Origin of the sequence: uncultured Fretibacterium sp., from assembly GCF_938040765.1 — a bacterium.
Taxonomy (GTDB): Bacteria; Synergistota; Synergistia; order Synergistales; family Aminobacteriaceae; genus CAJPSE01.
This window is the reverse complement of record NZ_CALIAA010000256.1, coordinates 1-3,998: the sequence shown is the minus strand read 5'-3', so window position 1 is coordinate 3,998 and position 3,998 is coordinate 1. Positions and strand designations below refer to the sequence as shown.

Here is a 3,998-nt window from a genome sequence, read left to right as displayed (position 1 = left end):
TGAAAAAGATTCGCACGAAGTTATAGCATATTTTTTATCTTTATGCTATATTTTATACCGTAGGAGTTGAAAAATCAATGGGGGCACAAAGCAATATCATAAAAAATAACATATTAATAGAAAGGATATCATTCGAACAGGACGGGCAAGGCAAGACGAAGGGGACAGCTGCGCCTAACGAAGGATTCGAGTACGGCTCCCTCGAGTGGTGGCACGAGACGGTGGACATCGAGAAGCTGGATGAGCTCCTGCGAAGTTTTGCCCGTCTCTTCCAGGTGGGCGTTTGCCTGCTGACCCCGAAGGGGCGGAAGGTCATCTTGGTGAGCGTCTCGGAGTTCTGCGACTACGTGCACTCGATACGCAAGGGAAAGGCCATCTGCGACGCGTGCGACAAAAGGGCCCTGCGGACCTCGCTGAAACAGGGGGACATTCATATTTACACCTGTTCCAACGGCCTCACCGATCTGTGCGCCCCCCTTCATATCAACGGCCGCCTCGCGGGCTTTCTGGCCTCGGGGCAGGTCCAGCCCGGGCTCACCGGCGACGCGGAGCTCGAGGCCATCTCGAGACGGTGGACCTTTGTGAGAAACGACGAGGAGCGCGCTTTCCTGATGGAAAAGTATCGACAACTCCCCGTCATGGATGAGACGGAGCTGAAACGTGCGCTCGAGATCATACGCCTGCTCTCCACCCAGATCGTCGAACTGTGCGAGATCAACCTGGCCCGGCAGAAGATCCTGGAACAGAGCCTTCTGCTCTCCCAGCAAAGACAAAAGAGCGCGGGCATGGAGCACGCGCTTCACCGCGCCCAGCTGAAGGCTCTGAGGAGCCAGATCAACCCCCACTTCCTCTTCAACAGCCTGAACTGCATCGCGCGCCTCGCCCTGTTCGAGGCGGCGGATAGGACGGTGGAGATGACCGAGCAGCTCGCGGACTATCTGCGCTACACACTGCAGGAACAGGGAGAGCACGGATTGGTCTCTCTCGGCGAGGAGCTCCAGTGCGTGCGCAGCTATCTTGCCATATACCGTGTGCGGTTTGGAGACCGCCTCTCCTTCTTCATCAAGGAGGATCCGGAGGTCCGGGAGTGCTTGGTGCCCTTCATGCTGATCCAGCCCTTGGCGGAGAACGCCCTGATCCATGGGCTCGAACCTTCGCTTCGGGAGGGCAGGCTCTTGCTGACGGCGAAAAAAGACGGGGATGCCATTCACGTCGTCCTGAGGGACAACGGGGTGGGGTTCAAGGCGAGCGGCTTTCGGGAGGGGATGGGGTTGGCGAACGTCCGAAAGCGGCTGAGCCTCTACTATGGGAAGTCCGCATCCCTGGACGTCCGAAGCGTCCCTTGCGGAGGAACCCGTGTCGAGCTGCGTCTCCCGGAGAGGCCGGTGAACCTTCCATGATCCCGGAGACCGCGCCGCTCGAGTCCGAACTCCCTGACATTCCTCCTCTGAGGGCGCTCGTCGTCGAGGACGAGAAGCTGGAGCGCGATGCCCTGGTCATGCTGCTTCACGGCTTTTTCCCGGGGCTCGAGATAGAGGAGGCGGGAAGCGTCCCGGAGTTCGAGCGACTTGCCCGGGAACGTTCTCCGGACATCGTGCTGCTGGACATCAACCTTCCCGGCGGGAACGGAATGCTGGCCCTGGAGGAACTGCGCGGAGAAGGACTCGGCGCCCAAGTCATGGTCGTCACGGCCCACAACACCCTTGCCAACCTGAACCGGGCCCTTGAGGACGAGGTCGTCGTCCTCCTCCTCAAGCCGGTGAGGGCCCAGGCGCTGCGGGAGGCCGTGGAGAAGTGCATCCGTCGCCGGGAGGAGGAGATTCACCGGACTGCGCGCATCGAGGCGCTGGAACGGGGGCTCAGGGAGGCGCTCGAGGAGTTGGCGGAGCGCAGGCCCTCCCCTCCCCCTGAGGTGCGGGGCGATGCGGTGCGCTCCCCCGTGCGGAGGGCTATGGCGTTCATCCGGGAGGAGCCCGGCAAGGCCTCCCTGGAGGGGGCGGCGAAACACGTCGGGGTCAGCCCGGGACACCTCAGCCGCCTGTTCCGGGAGGAGGGCGTCCGTTTCATGGACATCCTGAAGGACGCCAGAATGCAGCGGGCTCGCGATCTTCTTCTCTCGGGGTCCTCGGTGCGGCGGGCCGCCCGGGAATCGGGGTATGGCAACGTCGCTTACTTCGGTCTCGCCTTCAAGAGGGCCTTCGGGGTCACTCCGGGGGCATTGCAGAGAGGGTCCGCGCCGCCGGAGGAGGATTCGTCCGAGGAGGGCTCCGGCTCCTGAACGGGGCATCCGAATTCACACAGTAAGGGAGGAAGGATTATGGCGAAAGGGTCGAAGAGGGTCGTAGTCATAGGCGGAGGGACCGGGGGGTACGTCGCCGCACTGCGCGCCGCGCAGCTGGGGGCCTCCGTCATCCTCGTGGAGAAGAACGCCCTGGGAGGGACATGCCTCAACAGGGGCTGCATTCCGACCAAGGTCCTGCTCCACACGGCGGAGCTGGCCTCTGCCGCCCGGGAGGGGGAACCCCTCGGGCTCTTCGTCAAGGAGGCCCGCGTCGATTGGAGTGCGTTGATGCGGCATAAGGAGGAGGTTGTCGCACGCCTCGTCGAGGGGGTCGGCTTCCTTCTGGGGGCCAATGGGGTGGAGGTCGTCCAGGGGAATGCGGTCTTCCGCTCTCCCGGGGAGGTCGCCGTCACGCAGGAGGACGGCACGGTGCGGCCTCTGTCGGCCGATGCCTTCATCGTCGCCACGGGCTCCGTCCCCGCGCTGCCGCCCGTTCCCGGGTTCGACCTGCCCGGAATCCTCACCAGCGACGGAGTCCTGGGGCTGGAGATGTTGCCCAAGTCCATCCTGCTCGTCGGAGGCGGGGTCATTGGCATCGAGTTCGCCTCCATATTTTCCGCTCTAGGCGTGGAGGTCACCGTCGTCGAGATGCTGCCGGAGATACTGCCAAACCTGGACGTCGAGCTCGTGGGGTACCTCAGGCAGATACTGGAGGCCCGTGGCATCCGCTTCCTGACCTCCGCGACAGTCAAGTCGGTCCGCGCCTTGGGCAGTGGGTACGCGACGGCCGTCACGGCGGGCGTGGAGGAGGAGATCGTCACGGAGAAGGTCTTCGTCTGCACGGGACGCCGTCCCTTCACCCAGGGACTCGGGCTCGAGGAGATCGGGGTCCGGACCGACCGGGGGCGGATTGCGGTTGACGAGCGGATGAGGACCAGCGTGCCCGGCATCCACGCCATAGGGGACTGTGCCTCGCCCATCATGCTGGCACATGTCGCCTCGGCCGAGGGTGAGGTCGCCGCGGAGGCCATCATGGGGCTCAGGGCAGCCATGGACTACCGTGTGGTCCCGAGCGCCGTTTACACCGCGCCCGAGTTCGCGGGGGTGGGCCGTACGGAGGAGGAGCTGACGCGGTCCGGTCGGGACTTCACCGTAGGACGCTTCCCCATGAACTCCAACGCCAAAGCCCTGATCGCGGGGATGCCCGACGGAATGGTCAAGGTTATCTCGGACAGGGAAACGGGCGAGATCCTGGGCATGCACGTCCTGGGTCCCAGGGCCACGGACCTGATCGCGGAGGGCGCGCTTGCCATGAGGTCCGAGCTGACCGTCGACGAGATCGTCGCCACGATCCACGCACACCCCACCCTCGGCGAGGCGGTCAGGGAGGCGTCGCTGGACGTCTTGGACAGGGCTCTGCACCTGCCACCGAAGGGATAGAAGGCGAGGAAAACAGGAGGCCGGCATCCGCATCCAAGTCAAAAGCGGCCGCTTGCCATCTTATCGAAATCCCCCTCGAGTCCCTGACGGCCTCGAGGGGGATTTTTCCTGACGTTGCCCACAGCGCAGCGTTTACGCCGGAGGGCGGGAAGACAACGGAGGCCGTGTCTCAGCATCAGTAACGCAGGCTGAAAAGCAACCCCATCAATGCCAGCAAAACGAAAAGGCCGATTGCATCTGCCTGAATCAATCGATGAAGGATCTCGTCGGTCACCTC

Annotated in this window: 3 protein-coding genes; all 3 read left to right on the top strand. The window is 63.5% G+C overall.

Annotated elements, in window-relative coordinates:
- The first annotated feature begins 221 nt into the window (after positions 1-221).
- From Q0176_RS08890 to lpdA, 3 genes are read left to right on the top strand one after another with little or no spacing between them, the layout of a single operon-like run.
- Positions 222-1,400 (top strand): PocR ligand-binding domain-containing protein, encoded by a 1,179-nt coding sequence (locus Q0176_RS08890; protein ID WP_299301735.1) that lies wholly within the window; start codon positions 222-224, stop codon positions 1,398-1,400.
- A complete protein-coding gene (locus tag Q0176_RS08885; protein WP_299301732.1) occupies positions 1,397-2,278 on the top strand; it encodes a response regulator in 882 nt (293 codons plus the stop codon). The genes Q0176_RS08890 and Q0176_RS08885 overlap by 4 nt, the downstream gene beginning before the upstream one ends.
- Before the next feature lie 39 nt (positions 2,279-2,317).
- On the top strand, positions 2,318-3,721 hold the full coding sequence (gene lpdA / locus Q0176_RS08880) for a dihydrolipoyl dehydrogenase (protein WP_299301729.1): 1,404 nt from the start codon (positions 2,318-2,320) through the stop codon (positions 3,719-3,721).
- The last annotated feature ends 277 nt before the right edge of the window (positions 3,722-3,998 follow it).

Coding starts and splice junctions, on each gene's coding strand:
- Q0176_RS08885 (WP_299301732.1), top strand. CDS start 1,397: ATGATCCCGGAGACCGCGCCGCTCGAGTCCGAACTCCCTGACATTCCT.
- lpdA (WP_299301729.1), top strand. CDS start 2,318: ATGGCGAAAGGGTCGAAGAGGGTCGTAGTCATAGGCGGAGGGACCGGG.